Annotated in this window: 16 protein-coding genes and 1 tRNA gene; 12 read left to right on the top strand and 5 right to left on the bottom strand. The window is 65.6% G+C overall.

All coding sequences use genetic code 11. The features are described 5' to 3' along the window. Positions 1-33: 33 nt before the first annotated feature. From DQ384_RS21660 to DQ384_RS21655, 3 genes are all read right to left on the bottom strand, one after another. Positions 34-1149, bottom strand: coding sequence for a methyltransferase domain-containing protein (locus tag DQ384_RS21660; RefSeq protein WP_245966671.1), 1116 nt, complete (start codon positions 1147-1149; stop codon positions 34-36). A gap of 830 nt (positions 1150-1979) precedes the next feature. Further along, positions 1980-2052 (bottom strand) — tRNA-OTHER (locus DQ384_RS41385). A 6-nt stretch (positions 2053-2058) separates the two neighbouring features. After that, complete coding sequence (locus DQ384_RS21655; protein ID WP_114030692.1) at positions 2059-2646, bottom strand: ATP-binding protein; 588 nt, start codon at positions 2644-2646, stop codon at positions 2059-2061. A 503-nt stretch (positions 2647-3149) separates the two neighbouring features. On the opposite strand from DQ384_RS21655, the gene DQ384_RS40500 reads away from it, so the two are divergent. Then, complete coding sequence (locus tag DQ384_RS40500; protein WP_147268858.1) at positions 3150-4820, top strand: tetratricopeptide repeat protein; 1671 nt, start codon at positions 3150-3152, stop codon at positions 4818-4820. A 44-nt stretch (positions 4821-4864) separates the two neighbouring features. Further along, a complete protein-coding gene (locus DQ384_RS21650) occupies positions 4865-5305 on the top strand; it encodes a GNAT family N-acetyltransferase (protein ID WP_181871329.1) in 441 nt (146 codons plus the stop codon). Positions 5306-5576: 271 nt separating this feature from the next. Here the strand turns inward: DQ384_RS21650 and DQ384_RS21645 are convergent, their stop codons facing one another. After that, complete coding sequence (locus DQ384_RS21645; protein WP_425451481.1) at positions 5577-5777, bottom strand: hypothetical protein; 201 nt, start codon at positions 5775-5777, stop codon at positions 5577-5579. 245 nt (positions 5778-6022) lie between these two features. Further along, the gene (locus tag DQ384_RS21640; RefSeq protein ID WP_181871328.1) at positions 6023-6787 is read right to left on the bottom strand and encodes an IclR family transcriptional regulator; all 765 of its coding nucleotides are present in this window, start codon (positions 6785-6787) and stop codon (positions 6023-6025) included. A 280-nt stretch (positions 6788-7067) separates the two neighbouring features. Between DQ384_RS21640 and DQ384_RS21635 the strand changes: the two genes are divergently transcribed. The 10 genes from DQ384_RS21635 to rox all read left to right on the top strand — a co-directional run bounded on the left by DQ384_RS21635 (position 7068) and on the right by rox (position 19067). After that, the gene (locus DQ384_RS21635) at positions 7068-8225 is read left to right on the top strand and encodes an ABC transporter ATP-binding protein (protein ID WP_114030689.1); all 1158 of its coding nucleotides are present in this window, start codon (positions 7068-7070) and stop codon (positions 8223-8225) included. An 82-nt stretch (positions 8226-8307) separates the two neighbouring features. Beyond that, positions 8308-9417 (top strand): ABC transporter substrate-binding protein, encoded by a 1110-nt coding sequence (locus DQ384_RS21630; protein ID WP_114030688.1) that lies wholly within the window; start codon positions 8308-8310, stop codon positions 9415-9417. A gap of 45 nt (positions 9418-9462) precedes the next feature. After that, entirely contained in the window at positions 9463-11289 is a 1827-nt protein-coding gene (locus tag DQ384_RS21625; protein WP_114030687.1) for an ABC transporter permease subunit, read from the top strand. After that, positions 11286-12347, top strand: a complete 1062-nt coding sequence (locus DQ384_RS21620) for an arginase family protein (RefSeq protein ID WP_114030686.1) — start codon at positions 11286-11288, stop codon at positions 12345-12347. Before DQ384_RS21625 ends, DQ384_RS21620 begins: the two co-directional genes overlap by 4 nt. Continuing rightward, positions 12344-13456: an alcohol dehydrogenase catalytic domain-containing protein gene (locus DQ384_RS21615; protein WP_147268857.1), complete on the top strand. Its 1113-nt coding sequence runs from the start codon at positions 12344-12346 to the stop codon at positions 13454-13456. The genes DQ384_RS21620 and DQ384_RS21615 overlap by 4 nt, the downstream gene beginning before the upstream one ends. 73 nt (positions 13457-13529) lie before the next feature. Beyond that, a complete protein-coding gene (locus tag DQ384_RS21610) occupies positions 13530-14408 on the top strand; it encodes a sugar phosphate isomerase/epimerase family protein (protein ID WP_181871327.1) in 879 nt (292 codons plus the stop codon). After that, positions 14405-15427 carry a Gfo/Idh/MocA family protein gene (locus DQ384_RS21605; protein ID WP_114030683.1) on the top strand — a complete coding sequence of 341 codons (1023 nt, stop codon included), beginning with the start codon at positions 14405-14407 and terminating at the stop codon, positions 15425-15427. The genes DQ384_RS21610 and DQ384_RS21605 overlap by 4 nt, the downstream gene beginning before the upstream one ends. A 145-nt stretch (positions 15428-15572) precedes the next feature. After that, positions 15573-16451 carry a beta-keto acid cleavage family enzyme gene (locus tag DQ384_RS21600; protein WP_181871326.1) on the top strand — a complete coding sequence of 293 codons (879 nt, stop codon included), beginning with the start codon at positions 15573-15575 and terminating at the stop codon, positions 16449-16451. Further along, entirely contained in the window at positions 16448-17338 is an 891-nt protein-coding gene (locus DQ384_RS21595) for a fumarylacetoacetate hydrolase family protein (protein ID WP_220183058.1), read from the top strand. Before DQ384_RS21600 ends, DQ384_RS21595 begins: the two co-directional genes overlap by 4 nt. A gap of 301 nt (positions 17339-17639) precedes the next feature. Beyond that, positions 17640-19067: a rifampin monooxygenase gene (gene rox / locus DQ384_RS21590; protein WP_114030681.1), complete on the top strand. Its 1428-nt coding sequence runs from the start codon at positions 17640-17642 to the stop codon at positions 19065-19067. Positions 19068-19184 lie beyond the last annotated feature (117 nt).

Below are 19184 nucleotides of genomic sequence, written 5' to 3'. Positions count from 1 at the left end.
CACCCGATCGCACAGCGCAAGAAGGGCGCCCACCTACCCGATCGGGTTATCCGGGGAGTCAAGCCAGACGCGTTGCCCTTCTGGCGTGATGGTCATCCCGAACCGGTCACGCTCCGGCTCACCCCACGAAACCCACCGCAAGTAAGCCGCCTCCACCTCATCCCACAGGTCACGAGGCCCCCGCTGGAAGACTGAAACCCGCCTGAAGCCGGGCGCATAGTGCACCTGCGCCTCTGAGTCGCCAGACGACAGCCACAACCGGAACCCGCCGCCTTCCTCCCCGGCGTGCGCGCCTTGCACATCCGGCAGCAGTCCCGCCACAGCGACATCAGCCCCCGTTGAAGACCACACCACACGACGCGGATCAAGAGCGGTAGCCGAATCGCGGAACGACCCTTCTAACGAGACGTCCCTCCACCGCTGTGAACGCATCGGCATGAAGACAACGCCCCGATGAAACCTCCCCACAGCGGTGCCGTCCCCGACCACGGTCAACCGGGCCAAGTGCCCGCCCTCCCAATACGGCATCCACGGAACAACGAGAAGCCCACCGGCCCGGGTCTGCTCCACCCAGGCATAGGGCACCTCGCTCACTCCGCAAGTGACGTGCACCCGGTCATACGGCGCTCTCTCAGAGCATCCTTTCGCGCCGTCGCCAAGAATCAGTCTTGGCACATGCCCGGAAGCCTTCAAATTCTCGACGGCTCTACCGAATACGGCCTGATCGATTTCGATACTCGTCACATTGTCGTCGCCGAGACAATGCGCCAGCAGTCCCGCCGTCCATCCCGTCCCCGTGCCGATCTCCAGAACCTCATCCCCCTCGTAGGGGTTGAGAAGGCTTAGGCCTGCCGCGACGATACCCGGAGCCGACGACGAGGAGGTGTACTCACCTTGCCCCGCCGCCACATCGACCGTTCCCTCATCGATCTGCGTGATAATCGCGGCATCGGAATACACAGCAGACAGCCACACCTCTGGGTCCGCCGTTCGATCGATCAGATATCCCATAGATCCGTCTTCGGGATGGCACCATGCCCTGTCCGGGATGAACAGGTGACGGGGAACGGCATGCATCGCCTCCCGCCACCTGCCATCTAGATCCGCTAACTGACCGGTGAGGGCGGCAATACGCTCACCAATGTTCACTTGCCGCCCTTGTCCCCTTTTCCTCCATGCTGACCCGGAGGCTTAGGGCTCGATCCGTTCTGACTCGCAGGCGTCGGCTTCGGCTTCTCCACCGGCTTGTCCGAAGGCTTGTCGCCCTCATGCTGACCCATTGACTGCCTCTCCTTCCCTTTAGTCGATCATTTTTCGTTGGAGCTTGCTCGGCCATCGTAGCTCCGTTAAGCCGAGCCGGGTAGACCTTCAAACAACAAGCCGGAGCCCGAAAATGGACACCAGTGATGGTATTTGTCGCAAACGAAAATCGACTCACGCCATGTCCCCTGCATGCCAGTTCCAGGGGTGGGCGACGGCACGGGTCGGAGTGGTCACCGCGCCGCCGCCCAGCTCATGGGCAGGACGCGCCGGGCTTCCCGCATGAGAAGCCCGGCGTCACGATCAAGCGCAGACCATCAACAGCGGCTCAAGAACCCGGACCTCCCCGTCCGCCTCAGGACTACTGCCGTTCTGGGACGTGTGACACGGGCACGTACACTCCTTCCCCGCACAGTTGTGATGACTGTTGTTCGCACACATGTACTTGATCTCTCCTGTGATGCCCACTTTTCCTCATCACCCTTCCGAGTACGTTAAATGGATAGTCCCCGGCAAGGTCAGGCGGCCGGGGACCACCACAGGTGAACACATCATTGACCATGTCATCCACTACGCACTGATAGGCGGCTCCATTTCCCGGCGCCCCAGTAGAGGCCACACGCACTCGACATCACATTCCCCGAGATCCCCGATACCTTCGCGGCCCTTTGGCGCAGTACAAACAATGGACCGCGATAGCATGCAGTCCGAGGACTGCGCGGGGACGGGAGGACTCGAACCTCCGAGAATCCGGCAAGGCGCAGAGCTTGACGCTTCCGCCTATTCGTCCCCACAAAATTAGAACCGCCCCAGCCAGCGCATCTGACCGTCAGGCTTGAGAGGATGCGACGCCTCTTCTAGTGCCAGGCTCTCCGCGACCGTGCAAGCAGCTCGTCTAGCCGTCGCCTGAATCGCATTACTCTCGTTGACCACATCGGCCCGCCGATACATCAGTTCGAACCATACCGTCCGCCCTTCGGCATCGTTGACAATGCCCCATCTGGTGGACAGTTGGTCAACGAGCGAGAGTCCGCGCCCACCCTCGGCCACGCTTTCCAGCTCGGTGGTAGTTTCCCGCTTGATATGCGGGAAGGAGCTTCCTCCCGCGTCCACAACATCTATGTGAATGAACTCCCAGCAATCAGCGAGCGCGACCATGACGCTTCCACCGTGCCGGGAATCCGAATATAGGACCGAATTCGTGAACAGCTCCGACACTAACAGCGTCGCCTCATCGGCCACCGGGTGATCAGCTCCGAGCTTCCGCCGCACGAAGCCGCGCGCCAAAGCAACGCTCTCCGGATTTGCGAGCAGTTGTACGACTCCTAACAGTCGTCCCGCAATGACCGACTTGCGGCGTACCTCCAATGTCCTAGGATCACCCATAGATCGCACCTCCGATGTGCGGTTCAGGGACCCGTACGGCGTCGTCAGCGCCTGCGGGTCCCGTCATTACTGGATCTGCCGGTCACGCACCCGGTCACGTGTAGTGCGACCCCGCCCCTCCTCCCGCCCATCGCACCACCGGCAGTCAAAGCATTACGGGGATCGAGCCCAAAAACGGCCACCGCATTGGTTACCATGCGACTAGGGCGCCTGAGCAGGACCAACAGGGCGCGGGTCCCCCGAAAGTCACCAGTCCCCCCCACTTCGGGAACACGTACAGTCAGAGACGGCAACCTCCGTCACCACATCACTCGACCCCACGGGCAGGGCCACCCATGAGCCAGAACCCAGGACCAACCCGGCGGCAGCGCGCAGAACGCACAAGTCAGCTCCGACAGCGCGGTTTCACCTGGGATCAAATTGCCCAGGTTTGGATGGCCGATTACCCTGACAGCACCCCCCGCCGCGCCTATCGCTGGGCACACAACCTCACACATGAGGAAGTGGCCAACCGCTGGAACGAAATTGATCCCGGCGAGCCGACAATGGCCAAGGGTCGAATCTACCAATTTGAAGTCTGGCCAACGGGGGGACGCCGGCCAACTCCTTACAACTTGCAAATAATGGCGCGCATCTACCAGACCAGTGTGCGCGCCCTGCTCGCCGACGACGAATTCGCACTCTATGACCGGGTCGCACAAGCCCAAATCGAGCAGGCAGATAGCTGTGACGATGACGACCGTCCACAGTCATCGTCTATGACATCACGAGACGTCGCCACAAAACAAAGCGAATCAACGACCAAGTCGGGCGCCCGCAACATCCTTATATCAGGCGGTGCGAAAACCTACCCATTACGGGAGGCCCGCATTGCCCGCAACCTCTCACAAGAGGGCATGGCGCTCGAACTCAGCCTAGTAGCAGAACGCATGTACCAAGACGGCGAACTTCGCCGCCGCATCTCAATCAGCACCCGACAATACCGACGCTGGGAAACCGCCCAAACCCCTTGGCCACACAAAGATAATCGCGCCGTAATCGAACGCTATCTCAACCAGCCACTCGATACGCTCGGCTTCATCTCCCCCAACATAATTCCCTCACCGAAATCCGATGTAAAGGACTCCTCGGCTGGACGCAAAATAGGCGGCATCACAAACCTATTCACAGAACCGAGTACCAGTTTCTCGCCCGACCCCCAAAAGATAGTAGACGCAGTTTCAATCCTTCACCAGGAGTTAAATCGCACTCTCGCTAATACAAGCATCACTGATGGAACCGACGACCATTGGCGGAGCGTGGCAGACAGCTATGGATATACATACCGCACCACTCCCCCCGTAGCATTTCTATTCAACATTGGCGGAGACCTAGCAGAGCTTCACGGACTCCTCGAACGCCCACTATTAACGAGACAACGCCGTGGCCTATTCCACTCCGCCGCAAGAATGGCCGGGCTACTCTCCACAACGCTTATCAATCTGGGCAAACATCGGCAGGCGAGAGCCTGGTTTTATACCGCTACCCAGGCCGCGCAGGAGAGCGAAGATCGAGCGTTGCAGGCGTGGGTTCTCGTTCGCCATGCGGTAAGTGCTCTCTATTGGGGTGATCCGCATGGAAGTATCCGCCTCGCCCAACAAGCAATAGGTCTGGTAGCGAAAACGCCATGCGTCGCAGCCCTTTGGGCGCCCGCAGTCCAAGCACGCGCACTAGCCCAGATCGGAGACAGGGCAGCGGCATACGCGGCTATCTCATCAGCCGAGGCGGCATTCGATCAGCTCCACAGCCAGATCACCGAGCAGCACTCCTACGGATACACGGCCGCTCAATTGCATTTTTATCGTAGTAACACTCTTACAAATACAGGTGATTATTCAGCGGCTTATGAGGCCCAATCGCTCGCTCTCCAGCTCTATAACCCGAGCGAATTCATCGACCCGAGTCTCATCCGCATTGACCATGCTCTCTGCCTTGCCCGCGAGGGTCGTCCCGGTGAGGCGGCGCGATACACGGCGGATCTGATCTCGGAACTCCCTTCAGAACGTCGATCGCCGATCATCATTACGCGCGCCCTTGAGATACGGGCCGCAATTCCCCCTCGATATCGACAGGCCCCTGAAGTTAAATCCCTCCAGCAATCCCTTGCGCTTCCACCAGGCGGAGAAACAGATTGATGTACCAAGTTGCTTTGAATATTCGTGAGTACCGACCGCATGACATGGAGCAGATTCTCCAGCTCAACGCCTACGGATTGCGAGCGGCAGGCATCGACCCCTCTGATGATTACTACGACGGTGAAGACTTCGACGACATCGAAAGGACATACAGTCGGGCGGCTGGGGGAGCATTGTTAGTGGGAGAGGTGGCAGGGCAGGTCATCGCCATGGGCGGCATTCGCCGCGTGACAACCGAGATATGCGAGCTGCTACGGATGCGCGTGTATCCCGAGTTCCAGGGCCGGGGATACGGCAAGGCCATACTGCTTCTCCTCGAAGAGAAGGCTGCGGATCTGAGCTATCAACGTATCCGGCTCCTCACGGGAGAAGACCAGCATCCTGCGGTAGACCTCTACGCCAAGCACGGCTACACAGTGACCGAGCGCGAGATAATCATGGATATGCCAAGTGTCCATATGGTCAAGGAGCTACACGGTGTCTGACGCCTCCGGCGGGGGAATCCGGCTCCGGGAGCGGCAAGGCGCGTTGCCGAAAGGCCGTAGCGGGTTGCTGTGGAAGCCTGGCCGTCCCGCACGCCGTCACCCGGGCAGAGCCAAGCAGACCGGGGGCTAGGGCACAAGATCGTTCGTCCAGCGGGGCGCTGCATCTTGTGCCCTAGCCCCCGGCCCGCTCCCTCTACGAGGCGGGATGACGGCATACGGGACGGCCAGGCAGGGGGCACCCATGCGAAGGGGAAGCCCGCTCGTTTAGGGGTCATAGATTGACAGTCGGCTTGCCGGCGCCGTTCGGGCCGAGGACGCCGAAGATCTCACCGGGGCGTACGTTCAGGTCGATCCCGTCGACGGCACGGTGTTCGCCGAACGTCTTCACAAGCCCTTCCGCACGTACGGCCAGATCGGCGCCCCCGTCGGGGGCCGGGCCGCCCCCGGTACGTCCGAGTTCAGTGATGCTCATGTCTTCACTCTCGATGGCGCCGGTTTCACGGCACCCTCGACCCGGTTTCACCGGTTGCCGGAAGTCCGCGGATCCGTCCCTCCACCAACCGGGCGAAGCAAGTCAGTTCACCAGGGGCGACCAGGGCGTTGAGAGGTCGTCAAAGGACGATCCCGACTGCGGCCGGACCTCGACATTCCAGGTCGACCGGTCCCTCAGAAAGAGCCGCATCCACCTCAGGCGCTTACGGGCAGTTCGGATGCGGATCACAACGTGTGCGTGAGTTCGTGGAGGAGGAAGGCTCCGATTTCGACGAGACGGTTCTGTGGCATGCGGGAGGTCGGTCCGGACAGGGCGATCGAACCGATGCACCTGCCATTGTGATTCAGGGGTGCCGCGACACAGGAAGCGCCGACGAGGGTCTCGTCGATATCGAGCGCGAAGCCGACACTGCGGGCTTTCTCGACCCGTTGGCGCAGTTCCAGCGGCCCCTTGGGGGCATGCTCGGTACCACCTGAGTAGTTCAGGGTGCCGAGGACCTCGTCGAGGGCGTTGCCGTCAAGCGTCGACAGGTAGGCCCTGCCGACTGCGGAGCAGTGGATGGGCCGCACAGTGCCGACCCGCTCGCGAAGTGTGAGCACCTCCGGTGAGGGTTGGTACTGGACGTAGACCATGTTGTCGTTGGCGGGGGCGGCGAAAAGCGACGCCTCGCCGGTCTCGCCGGTCAACCGCTTGAGCAGAGGCCCGACCTTCTCGATCAGCTGCTCGTGGGCGGGGTGGTTGACGATCAGCCCGTAGAACCGCTCCGGGCGGAGGGTGAACTCCTTGGTGGCGTCGTCGCGGGCGACATAGCCGGCGTCCACGAGGTCGCCGAGGATTCGCAGGGCGCTGCTGCGGTTCACGTTGACCAGCCGACCCACCTCGGCCGCCGTAGCGGACCTGGTGGCCAGTTGCTCGAGAACCATGAGGCCGCGCCTGATGTGCGACATGCTCCCGAGGTCGCTGTTGTCCTCTGATCGCTTGTCTGGCATAGAGATGATTCTCTCCTTACCAAGATCCTGGACTGACCGTGTTCTCGGAATCTTCTCAACATGGCGTGGACGTGCCACGCGCTGAGAGGTGTTGCGCTCCGGGCAACATATCATGCCTCGCTCGGGGCTAGGGCGCGTTCGGATCTCTGGGCGAACCGGCCTTAGTGGCCAGGTGCGTTGTGCTTCGTCGCAGGTGACCCCCTTGACACGCCTTCCAGTGCTCCCTATGTTCGGCAGCCATACGCGTTGCATTGATTGCAACTTTACCGAGGAGTAGAGGATGTCCGAGGTATCGGAGGGCGTCCAGGTCGTCGACCAGGTCGCGACGGGCGGTGAGGTTGAGTTGGACGGCCTGTCGAAGAGGTACGGAACCGTCGAGGCGGTATGTGGTGTATCGCTGAGCATCCGTCGCGGTGAGTTCTTGGCGATCCTGGGTCCCTCCGGCGCGGGAAAGACGACGCTGCTCAACATGCTGACCGGCTTCGAGACGCCCACGAGTGGTGCGATCCGGATCAACGGCCGGGACGTCGCGCGGTTGGCGCCGCACAAGCGTGGGATCGGCGTCGTGTTCCAGCACTACGCGCTGTTCAAGCACATGACCGTTGCCCAGAACGTGGGATTCCCGCTGCGTATGCGACGGATGTCGTCGCGGGAACAGCGCAGCCACATTCAGCACGCCCTTGAGCTGGTCAAGCTGGAGGGGTACGCGACCCGGTTCCCCGACCAGCTGTCCGGTGGCCAGCAGCAGCGGGTCGCGCTTGCCCGCGCCATCGTGTTCCGGCCGGCGCTGCTCCTCATGGACGAGCCGCTTGGCGCGCTCGACAAACGCCTGCGCGAGCACATGCGAATCGAGATCAAGCGCCTCCAGCGAAATCTCGGCGCGACCGTCATCTACGTGACCCACGACCAGGGCGAGGCGCTCACGATGGCCGACCGCGTCGCGGTGATGAACGACGGCGCCGTCGAGCAACTCGGTACTCCTATCGACTTGTACGAGAGGCCGGCGAGTGCCTTCGTGGCCGACTTCGTCGGGGAGACCAACTTCTTTCGTGGCCGCGCCGTTCTCGACGCCGACGGCCGGGTCCGCGTCGTTCTCGACGGCGACCGGCTGGGTCACCGCCGAGAAGTGGAGAACGCGGCGTCGCTCAAGCCCGACCGCAATGTCGATGTCGGGGTGCGCCCGGAGCAGGTCTCGCTGCTCCCCGTGGAATGCGCCGACGGGACGGCCGTGCTCGGCACGGTGAGTGAAGTGCTGTACGAGGGCGCGACTGCCTTGCATGTCGTCGAGACGGCGATCGGGAACCTGAACGCGCGCCTCTCGCTCAAGAACCTCCGAGAGACCCGATGGGCCGTCGGTGACCAGGTCGCCGTTCATTGGGACGCCCGGGCGGCACGCGGCTACCACGTCGCGGGCCGGGGTTCGTCCCCATCGTCGTGACGTCGCGGCGGCACCTCAGCCCAGGTCGCCGACCAGGAATCCAATCCGCGTCAGAGATCCGCATGACAGAAAGGTTCGGCTGATGAAGTTTTCTCGGAAGACCGTGCTGGGGACGGTGGTGGCGGTGAGCACGTTGCTCACCACTGTCGCCTGCGGGAGCGGCGACGACTCGAAAGGGACCTCTTCCGCCGGTACGGTCGTCGTCCCCGATCCTGGCGGTGACCTGGGCAAGGCGATGAAGAAGGCCTTCTTCGACCCGTTCGAGAAGAAGACGGGAATCGATGTCGTGCTCAGCTCGGGTGAGTTCGATGCCGCCGTCGTGCTCACGGGCGTCAAGGCCGGCGCCCCGGCCTTCGATCTGGTGAACATCAACGGCGCGGTGCTCCAACGGTTCCGCAGCAGCTCAGCGCTCCAGCCGATCGACTACACGCTCTGGAAGGACGGTGACCGCGAAAAGATCGCCCCGGTGAAGGCCGCCGATGACGCGGTCCCGGCCTACTACATCTCCGTCGTTCCGGCCTGGAGCACCGACAAGCTCGGCGACAAGGCGCTGAACTCGTGGGCGGACTTCTGGAACGTCGGCAAGTTCCCCGGGAAGCGAACCCTCGCACCGGGCTCATGGGGAGCCGGCGGTGCGACGTTCGAGATCGCGGCAATGGCCGATGGCGTGGCACCGAAAGACCTCTACCCGATCGACTACGACCGGGTGTTCGCGAGCCTGGACCGGCTCAAGCCGAATCTGGTGAAGTTCTGGGAGACCGGCGCCGAGCCCATCCAACTGCTCACCGGTGGTCAGGTGACGGTCACCAGCGCATGGAACGGCCGCGTCGCCGGTGCCCACGACAAGGGCGCGCCGGTGGCCGGCACGTGGAACCAGTCGATCCTCCAGTACGACAACTGGGCGATCCTCAAGGGCGCCAAGAACGCTGAGAACGCGCAGAAGCTCCTGGCCTTCATGATGGAGCCCCGGCCCCAGGCGGACTTCGCGAACGCGATCACCTACTCGCCGGCGAACTCGGCGGCGTTCGACCTGCTCTCTGGCGACCGTGCGGCCTTGCTGCCGACCTCGCCGGAGAACGTCGCGTCCGCCGTGACCCAGAACTACGACTGGTGGACCGCCAACGCCGCGGGGACGGACAAGACCAACGAGGAAGTCGCCATCGAGCGCTGGCAAGCGTGGGCTTCGAAGTAGCCCACGACCTGTCTGCGATCAAGACGACCTCGATCTAGGAGATCCATGTCGGTCGACAGCTCCCCAGAGCGGTTCACCGATGGTCTGGCCACCCGCCCACGGCGCCGGCCAGACCACCGGTGGCTCACCCTCGTGCCGCTCCTCGCGGTCCTGATCCTGCTGTTCGTGGTCCCGCTGTGCTCGCTGCTGGTCGACAGCTTCCGCAGCGCGCAGGGATTCACACTGGAGAACTACCGCGAGCAGGTGAGCTCGCCGGTCTTCTGGCGCGCGATACGCCGCACCCTGGTCGTCGCCGCGCTCTCGACCGGGATCTGTGTCGCGCTCGGGTACGGCATGGCATACGCGCTCACGCGTATGCCCAAGCGTGTGCGTGGCGTGCTGCTGGTCGTGGTTCTGGTGCCGTACTTCACGAGCATCCTGATCCGCTCCTACGCGTGGATCGCGATCCTTGCACCGAACGGGCTCGTCGCCCAGGCGCTCGCACTGCTCGGTGTCGAGACTCCCCCCGACCTGGTGTTCAACCAGACCGGCATGCTGATCGGGACCGTACAGATCCTGCTGCCGCTGGCGCTGCTGCCGATCTACAGCGTGATGAGCGGCATCGACCGCGCTCCGGTGCGCGCCGCGCAGAGCCTGGGGGCCTCGCCCGCCGTCGCGCACTGGCATGTGTACCGACCTGCCACGTCATCAGCGGTCATGGCGGCCGCCGCCCTCGTCTTCATCAGCACTCTCGGCTTCTACGTGACGCCCGCGTTGCTCGGGGGGCCCGGTGACACGCTCATCGCACAGTCCATCCTCGTGCAGTTCTCGAACCTCGTCGATCCCGCCGGGGCCGCGGCGCAGGCCGCACTGCTCCTGCTGATCGTGCTGGTGCTGTTCGCCATCCTCTTCCGCCACCTCGCGCCCTCACTCTCCGTCGGGGGCACCGAGCCGACGCCGGCGACCACCACCGCACGGCCTGGTCGGCGTCCTCCTCGCGGCACCGCGGGCCCTACCGAACGGCACGAGGAACTGCGCACCCTGCGTGCGCGGATCCTGGACACCGGTCTCGACATCGTCGGGCGGCTACGCCTGCCCATCCTGCTGGGCAGTTGGATCCTGGGCGCGGTGCTGCTCGTCACGCCACTGGTCGTAGTGGCCATCTGGTCCCTCAGCGACGCGACGTACCTGACGTTCCCGCCCGAGGAGTACTCCACCCGGTGGTTCGCCGACTATTTCACCGATGAGGCGTGGATCGACTCCACGTTCCTCAGCCTGGGCCTCGCCTCCACCGCCGCCGTGGTCAGCGTCGTCATCGGCGGCTTCGGGGCCTTCGGTCTCGTACGAGGCCCGCGGCGGCCGCGGCTGCCGATCGCGATCCTGGTCGCGATGCCGTTGATCGTCCCTCCGATGATCTACAGCCTCGGATTCTTCGTGCTCGTGGCGCCGCACAACCTCGTCGGCACGCGTCTGGGCCTGATCCTGCCCTACGTGGTCCTGGGCCTGCCCTTCTCGGTATCCATCACGGCGGCGGCGCTGCGCAACCTCGACGTGCGACTGGAGAACGCCGCGCGCAGCCTGGGCGCGGGGTCGCTTTCAGTGCTCCGGCACGTCCTGCTACCCGCGCTACGCCCGGCACTGGTCAGCGGCTTCGTGTTCTCCTTCCTCGCCGCGTTCGACGACGTCGTCGTCGCCACCTTCATGTCCGGGCCGACGGCGGTGACGTTGCCACTGCGAATGTTCCAGGACATCAAACTCGAAGTGAGCCCGAGGACAGCCGTGGTCGCCGTCGTCCTGCTTGGAGCAGGAGCAGCCGCGGTACTCCTCCGATTCGTAACGGCTTGGCTCGTGCGCACCGTACGGGTGGCGCTGAGCCGACTGGGGGACTCGTGAACACCACACCGAAGAACGACCCGACCACGATGATCGCCGAGATGACCGCACCCTATGTCGAACATCAGGAGTTCCCTGACGTCGTGTATCCGACCTCGGTCACGGCCACGTTGGCGGCCTTCCGGCGATCGTTCCCGACCGCGAGGCGGCTCGTACCGGAGCAGGACGACGGTGCGGCGGCACTGAGCGTGCACAGCCGCGACTACGTCGACTTCGTCAGGGGGGGCAGCCGGCGACCGGAGGGGGCCACGAAGTTCCCCCTGAACGTTGTCGCGCTCCCCGAGCTGAGGGTCTCCGAGCCGCGTACCTTCGAGGGCCGGCACACGCAGTACTTCTTCGACGAGGTCACGCGCGCCACACCCGCGGTGTGCGAGGGAGCGCTGCGCAGCGCGGCGGCCTCCCGGCAAGGGGCTCGCTGGCTCGCTGACACCGTCACCGGGCGAACCGCGGAGCACGCCGACCAGCCGTCGCCGGCGTTGGTGCTCGTGCCAAGCCGTCCCCCGGGTCACCACGCCCTGCCCTCCGTGGGCGGTGGTCTCTGCCTGTTCGCGAACGCCGCCATCGCGGCACGCGAGCTTTCCCGCAGCGGCCGGGTCGCCGTGCTCGACATCGACCAGGACCACGGCAACGGCACCCAGGCCGTGTTCTACGACGACCCGTCGGTCCTGACGATCTCGATCCATGCCGAGGGCTGGCCCCACGTCGCCGGGTTCCCGGAGGAGACCGGAGGCCCCAACGCGCCCCATGCCAATCTCAACCTCCCGCTGCCCACCGGCGCGGGGTTCGCCGCCTACGCACCCGCGCTTGAGACCGCGTTGGACGCGATCGGTCGCTTCGAACCCAGGTACCTCGTCCTCGCCCTGGGCTACGACGCCCACCGGGAACAGGGGTTCGGCCTGCTCCGCCTGGAGTTGGAGGACTTCGGCGTCCTCGGTCGCCGTATCGCCGGGCTGCGCCTGCCGACACTCGTGACCACCGAGGGGTGCTACGGGTACTACGAGTCGACCGCCGAAGCGGCGACCCGTTTCTTCGAGGGGTGGGCGGAGCAGTGGCGGTGAGTGCCACCATGCGCGCCGCGCTCCTGACCGGGATCGGTCAGCCGCTGGAGATCCGCGAGGTACCCATGCCTCGGATCGGACCTGATGAGGTTCTGGTCCGGACGCTGTCCAGCGGCGTATGCCGAACAGACCTGCACATCCAAGACGGCTTGGCCTATGTGCCCGAACTGCCGCACATCATGGGCCACGAACCCGCGGGCATCGTGGTCGAACGTGGCCTGGCGGTGTCAGAGGTCGAGGTCGGCGAGGTGGTCGTGCCACATCTGTTCGTCGCGGACAGGGACTGCCGCTTCACCCGGGCCGGCGCCGACGCACAGGCACTGCACTTGCGAGGAATCCTTGGCGTGACGCTGCCGGGAGGCTTCGCGGAGTACTTCAGCGCACCTGCTCGGAACCTCCTGAAAGTTCCCGCGGGGCTCGATCCCAGGATCGCCGGGCTGTCCAGCTGCGCGGTCGTCACGGCCGTGCACGCCTACCGCCGCGGCACAGTGGCACCGGTGAGGACCGCGGTCGTGATCGGCGCAGGCGGTATCGGCCAGATCCTTGTCCAGCTCTTGGCCGGCGACGGCGTGTCCACCGCGGCGGTCGACGTGAGCGAGGACAACCTGGCCCTCGCGATCCGCAACGGGGCCGGCCATACCGCGCCGGCGTCCGCGACGGACCGCGTGCCGGCTCTTCGTGCCTGGGCCGAGTCCCTAGCCGACGACACCAGCGCCGGCGACGGCGTGGATCTGGTGATCGACCTGGTGGGATCGTCGACGACGATGGCCGACGCCGCGCAGTACGTGCGCCGTCGGGGTCGGATCGTCGTGGTCGGCGAGGAACCAGACTTTCCCGGTATCAGCTCGACGACCCTCGCCCAGCGTGAGCTGGAGATCGTCGGCTCGCGCAACGGTGATCGAAGCGATCAGCACGACGCACTGCGGCTGCTCGCCGAGGGTGTCGTCACTCCGTCGCTGGACCGGGAGTACCCCCTCGAGTGCGCCAATGAAGCACTCGCTCGCCTGCGAAGCGGTCGAGCGCACGGGCGGGTCCTCATCACGCACGAGGCGTTGCGCCGGCACCAGGGCGACCGGCAGGACGACGCGCGTCGCGGGGCCGGCCGGTGACCAGCGGCGCCGTGTGAAACCCCTGAGACAGACAAGCCTTCGTAGACAGGCACGACAAGCAGTGAGGAGCGAGATGAAGATCGCGACCGACACATGGATGCTGCGTCCACAGCCGATCGACACAGTGTTCTCGACCGTACGGACGGCAGGCTTCGATTACCTGGAGCTCTCGCCACGGCCCGACGTGATGCCGAGCTACGGGGGCAGGCGGGCGGCGAAGGCGACGATCGCCGAGATCGCGGAGGCGTCGAAGACCCACGGCGTCGAGGTGGCGTCCATCTTCATCGAGCAAGCCTGGGGAAGCTCGGAGGAGAACATCCGGCGGGCGGCGGTCGGCTACTGGAAACAGACCATCCAGCTGGCCGTCGACCTGGGCTGCGACCGGATCAACTCCGAGTTCACCGGACACCCAAGCGCCCCACAGGCCGGCGAGGCCGCGATGCGTCGCTCCCTGGAGGAGGTGCTGCCGCTGGCGGAGTCGGAGGGCATCACGATCGCGCTGGAGCCGCATCCGGGCGACTGGGTGGAGTCCGGCATCGAGGCCGTCAACTTCATCCGGGGCCTGCAGAGCGATCACGTCACCTACCTGCACTGCGTGCCGCACACCTACTACCTCACAGGTGTAGAGGACGAACGCGGTCAGCTCAAAGCCGTCAATCGCGACATCATCACCTACGCGGGCGACACCATGGACCACATCCATCTGGCGGACACCCTGCTGCCTGGACGTACCTTCCTCAATCCCGGGAGTCCTGGGGTGCGCAACCACCAGCACCTCGACATCGGCCAGGGCGACATCGACTGGGACGAGGTGTTCGGCGCTCTACGGGAGGTCGGGTTCGGCGGCGTCGCATCGGTGGCTGTCTTCCGGCACGAGTCACGGGTGATGGAATCGCTCACCCACAACCGGCGTGTCATTCGCGAACGCCTCGAAGGGGGCGTTGACCAGTGACCGGATCGGTACGCTTCGGCGTCGTTGGCCTTGGGGAGATCTACCAGCTCGCCCACCACCTCGCCTATCAACGGGCGGACGGCCTGGAGGCCGTGGTCGTCTGCGACCTCGACCAGGCCGTCGCCGCGCGGACGGGGCGGTCACTCGGCGCGGAGTCATGCACCGACTACCGCCGGCTACTCGAGGACGAGCGGGTCCAGGCCGTCGACCTCGTGCTTCCCCACAACGTGCACTACAAGGTCGCGCGCGAGTTCCTGGAAGCGGGCAAACACGTTCTGATCGAGAAGCCCATGACCGTCGATGCCGCGGATGCGCGCGAACTCGTCGCCCTCGCGGTCGGCAAGGGTCTCAAGTTCACCGTCAACGAGAACACGCGGTTCATCCCCGCCTATCAGGCGGCTCTCGACGCGATCAACAGCGGCGAGGTGGGGGACGTGACACTCGTCCGCACCCTGATCAGCGGCAATGAGTTCGAGCGGCTCGGCAACGCGCAACTGTGGAAGGGACGCCAGGACGGCTCAGGCGGCGGCACCATCATCGACGCCGGCGCACACTCCTTCTACCTGCTGAAGTGGATGTTCGGCGAGGTCGCCTCGTTGCGGGCTCTCTCCGAGCGGCTCGTCGACGCCAGCCAGGTCGAGGACTGGTCGGTCGTGTGCGGCCGAATGCGATCGGGCGCACTGTTCTCCATCGAGTCCACCTTCACCTCCGGGGGGCCGTGGAACGAGCGCCTCGAGGTGCACGGAACCGAAGGGCTCATCGTCGTCGACCAGCACCAGAACCCTCCGGCCACGCTTTTCCGCGGCAAGCGCGACCATGCCGGATCGCCGCTGCCCGGCACGACCTACGAGCCAGGAACCTGGAAGTACAACTCGATCGCAGCCGGGATCGAGAGCTTCGCCCGATCGATCGCGAACGACGAGCCGACCGCCGTCGCGCCCGAGGACGGCGCGTACGCGGTGCGAATCATCGAGCTCGCCTACGAGTCGGTGGCCACGGGCTTGCCCGTCACGGTCTGAGCAGTCCGACCCCAGGCGCCGGAGGCTCCTCCGCCGCCCAGGGCGTGGCGCAACGCGTGGCCGCTTGCGTCAACGCGCCACGACGCAGCCGTCCGTCACTCCCGAGCAACACCCCAACATGCAGACAAAACGACAAGGAGACCCCATGGATCCGCTCGTCATCACCGTCACGGTCGACAGCACGATGTCCTATCCCGGCTACCAGGGCATGCCGGCCATCGAGGACACCGACAAGGTCGGCCAGGAGTACATCGACTCGGTGAACGCGGGTGCGACCTTGTGCCACCACCACGGTGTTCACTACTTGGAGGACGCCATCCAGGACGACGGCAAGAAGTTGTCCAAGATCGATTTTGAGGGCTGGAAGAATCTCACTGACAAGATCCGGACCGTGGGCACCGATCCGATCATGCAGTTCGGCATCGCCAGTGCCCGGCTTCCGGAGAAGGTCGAGCTGATGTCACTCAAGCCCGACATGATGTCTTACGCCTTCAACGTGCACGACGAGTACTTCCAGCCCGACCCGGCCTACCCCGCCAACGAGATGTACTCCCTGCATCCGCGGGACGAGCTCATCGAGTTCGTCACCGCGGCGGAGGCGAACGGTGTGAAGCCGGAGATCGAGTGCTTCTACACCGGAGCGTTCTGGAACCTTGAGTTCGTCCGACGGCAGGGCCTGCTGAAGGAGAAGGCGTGGGCGACCTTGTTCTTCGGCTGGCAGGGCGGCGCGTGGACGCCTCCGACCCCGGACGCGCTCATGTACATGGTCAAGCACCTCCCGCCGAACACGAACTGGAACATCAGTGTGATGGACCCGGTCGCGCAGTGGAAGCTGCTGCCGCTGGCCATCGCGCTGGGCGGCCACGTCCGCGTCGGCTGGGAGGACAACCCCTACCTGCCCGGCGGTGGGGCCTCGCGCAGCAACGCCGAGTTGGTGGAGGTCGTGGTCAAGATGGCCCAGCAGATCGGCCGCCCGATCGCGAACGTCGACGAGGCTCGGCGTATCGCCGGGGTGAGCCGGTGACTTCGGTGACCCCGGGCGCCTCGACCCCGCCCACGGTAGGAGGCCTGGCGCGCGCCCGCCTCTACGGCCGCGTCGTGCTCGTCCGGATCTCGCAGGGCCACGCGACGGTGCTCGCGACCGAGTCCGACCATCCCGCCGCCGACGTCCTGCGGGAGGCGCTGCACACCGGTGCGTGGTGCGCGGACCGCGATGAGGTCGGTGACGCGAAGGTTCCGGTCGATGACCTCGAACTGCTCGCTCCGGTCGCGAACCCCTCGAAAATCCTGTGCGTCGGCCTCAACTACCGCGACCACGCGGACGAGTCAGGAGTGCAGGCCCCCGCCAAGCCGCTCCTGTTCGCCAAGTTCCCCAACACGCTGCGAGCCGACGGCGCTGTCGTCGAGGTACCAAGCGACCTCTCCGGCGAGCTCGACTACGAGGGTGAGCTGGCCGTCGTGATCGGGCGCCGGGCGAGCAATGTGGACGCGGACGAGGCTCTCGACCATGTCCTCGGTTATGTCCCGGCGAACGACCTGTCGGCGCGGGACGCCCAGTTCTCCGATGGTCAATGGTTCCGCGGCAAGTCCGCCAACGGTTTCTGCCCGGTCGGGCCGGTCGTGGTGCTCGCCCAGGATGTCGAAGACCCTCAGGCACTCCGCATCACCACCCGGCTCAACGACCAGGTCGTCCAGGACTGCTCGACGGCCGAGATGATCTTCTCCGTGGCGGAGATCATCTCCTACGCCTCTCGGTACATGACGCTCGAACCGGGGGACCTGATCCTCACGGGCACTCCGCCAGGTGTGGGCTTCGCACGCAAGCCCCCGCTACTGATCCGGGACGGCGACGTGGTCACGGTGACCGTGGAGGGCATCGGCAGCGTCGCCAACCGGGTGCTCGTCGCATGAGATGAGCGGCAGCCGACCAACGGTGGTCGTGGCACCGGACGAGTTCCGACGCCGGTGCGTTTGACTGACGCGGATCACGGCAGGGCGGGTCGTCGTCGCGCCGGACAAGCCGACCCCCTTCCACTCTCAACCTATAGCGCACTGGGGGGCTTGCGGCAAGACCCGGGTCGTGCCGCAGAATCTACGGCCGAAGCCAGAACCTGCGGAAAAGGGGCTCGCGAGGTACGTGTGCTCGCGGGTGTGGGCCGCCGGACCGCGCGCGGCAGCTGGCCGAAACGCAACCTCGGTGAATGGGCGGTTCATGTTCGACGTGATCATTGCCGGCGGCGGACCGACCGGCTTGATGCTGGCCGGTGAGTTGCGGCTGCACGGCGTGCACGCGCTCGTGCTGGAGAGGGAGGCGGCGCCGACCGCGCAGGTCCGTGCGCTCGGCCTGCACGTGCGCAGCATCGAGGTGCTGGACCAGCGGGGCGTGCTGGACCGGTTCCTCGCGCACGGCCGGCAGATCGTGGCCGGCGGTTTCTTCGCCGGCATCGTCAAGTCCTGGCCCGACCGGCTAGACACCGCGCATTCCTACGTCCTTGCCATCCCGCAGAGCACCACCGAGCGTCTGCTGGCAGAGCGTGCCACCGAGCTCGGGGCCGAGATCCGGCGCGGCTGCGAGCTGGTCGGGCTGAGCCAGGACGACCACGGGGTGACCGCCGAGCTGGCCGACGGCACGCACCTGCGCTCGCGCTACCTCGTCGGCTGCGACGGCGGCCGCAGCACGGTGCGCAAGCTGCTCGGCGTCGGCTTCCCCGGCGAGCCCACCAGGGTCGAGACGCTGCTGGGCGAGGTGGAGGTGGCCGTGCCACCGGAGACGGTGGCCGCCGTGGTGGCCGAAGTCCGCAAGACCAATTTGCGGTTCGGCGCGATGCCCCTCGGGGACGGGGTGTACCGCGTCATCGTGCCCGCCGAGGGGGTGGCCGAGGACCGCACGGTCCCGCCGGCCCTCGACGAGTTCAGGCAGGCGGTGCGGGCGATCGCCGGCACCGACCTCGGCGTGCACTCACCGCGCTGGCTGTCCCGCTTCGGCGACGCCACCCGGCTGGCCGAGCGCTACCGGACCGGCCGCGTGCTGCTGGCCGGCGACGCGGCGCACGTCCACCCGCCGAACGGTGGGCAGGGTCTCAACCTCGGCATCCAGGACGCGTTCAACCTCGGCTGGAAACTGGCCGCCGAGGTCGGCGGCTGGGCACCGGAGGGGCTGCTGGACAGCTACCACACCGAACGGCACCCGGTGGCCGCCGCCGTGCTGGACAACACCCGCGCGCAGACCGAGCTGCTGTCCCTCGAGCCGGGCGCCCGGTCAGTGCGCCGGCTGGTAGCGGAACTGATGGAATTCGAGGAGGTGAACCGGTACCTGATCGAGAAGATCACCGCGATCGGGGTCCGCTACGACCTCGGCGAGGGGCATGACCTGCTCGGCCGGCGGATGCGGGACGTGGGGCTGCAGCGGGGGCGCCTCTACGAGCTGACGCACGGCGGCCGCGGACTGCTGCTCGACCAGACCGGCCGGCTTTCGGTCGCGGGGTGGGCTGATCGGGTCGATCACGTCGCCGACGTCAGCGAGGAGCTGGACGTGCCGGCCGTGCTGCTACGGCCGGACGGCCACGTGGCGTGGGTCGGTGACGATCAGCAGGATCTGCTCGACCAGCTGCCCCGGTGGTTCGGCGCCGCCGTCCGCTGAGTTCGCAGGCCATGGAGCGATACGGGTGCTCCCTCGCGTGACCTGGAGGTCTTTGTCCGCCGCCGGGGAAAACCGGGTGACATTTCGCATCACCTACCGGAAGGCTGGGCACAGGCG

The organism is Sphaerisporangium album, from assembly GCF_003323745.1.
Lineage (GTDB): Bacteria > Actinomycetota > Actinomycetes > Streptosporangiales > Streptosporangiaceae > Sphaerisporangium > Sphaerisporangium album.
This window is presented reverse-complemented; position numbering and strand designations above follow the sequence as displayed.

Coding starts and splice junctions, on each gene's coding strand:
- DQ384_RS21655 (WP_114030692.1), bottom strand. CDS start 2,646: ATGGGTGATCCTAGGACATTGGAGGTACGCCGCAAGTCGGTCATTGCG.
- DQ384_RS21640 (WP_181871328.1), bottom strand. CDS start 6,787: ATGCCAGACAAGCGATCAGAGGACAACAGCGACCTCGGGAGCATGTCG.
- DQ384_RS21630 (WP_114030688.1), top strand. CDS start 8,308: ATGAAGTTTTCTCGGAAGACCGTGCTGGGGACGGTGGTGGCGGTGAGC.
- DQ384_RS21645 (WP_425451481.1), bottom strand. CDS start 5,777: ATGAGCATCACTGAACTCGGACGTACCGGGGGCGGCCCGGCCCCCGAC.
- rox (WP_114030681.1), top strand. CDS start 17,640: ATGTTCGACGTGATCATTGCCGGCGGCGGACCGACCGGCTTGATGCTG.
- DQ384_RS21610 (WP_181871327.1), top strand. CDS start 13,530: ATGAAGATCGCGACCGACACATGGATGCTGCGTCCACAGCCGATCGAC.
- DQ384_RS21650 (WP_181871329.1), top strand. CDS start 4,865: ATGGAGCAGATTCTCCAGCTCAACGCCTACGGATTGCGAGCGGCAGGC.
- DQ384_RS21635 (WP_114030689.1), top strand. CDS start 7,068: ATGTCCGAGGTATCGGAGGGCGTCCAGGTCGTCGACCAGGTCGCGACG.
- DQ384_RS21625 (WP_114030687.1), top strand. CDS start 9,463: ATGTCGGTCGACAGCTCCCCAGAGCGGTTCACCGATGGTCTGGCCACC.
- DQ384_RS21600 (WP_181871326.1), top strand. CDS start 15,573: ATGGATCCGCTCGTCATCACCGTCACGGTCGACAGCACGATGTCCTAT.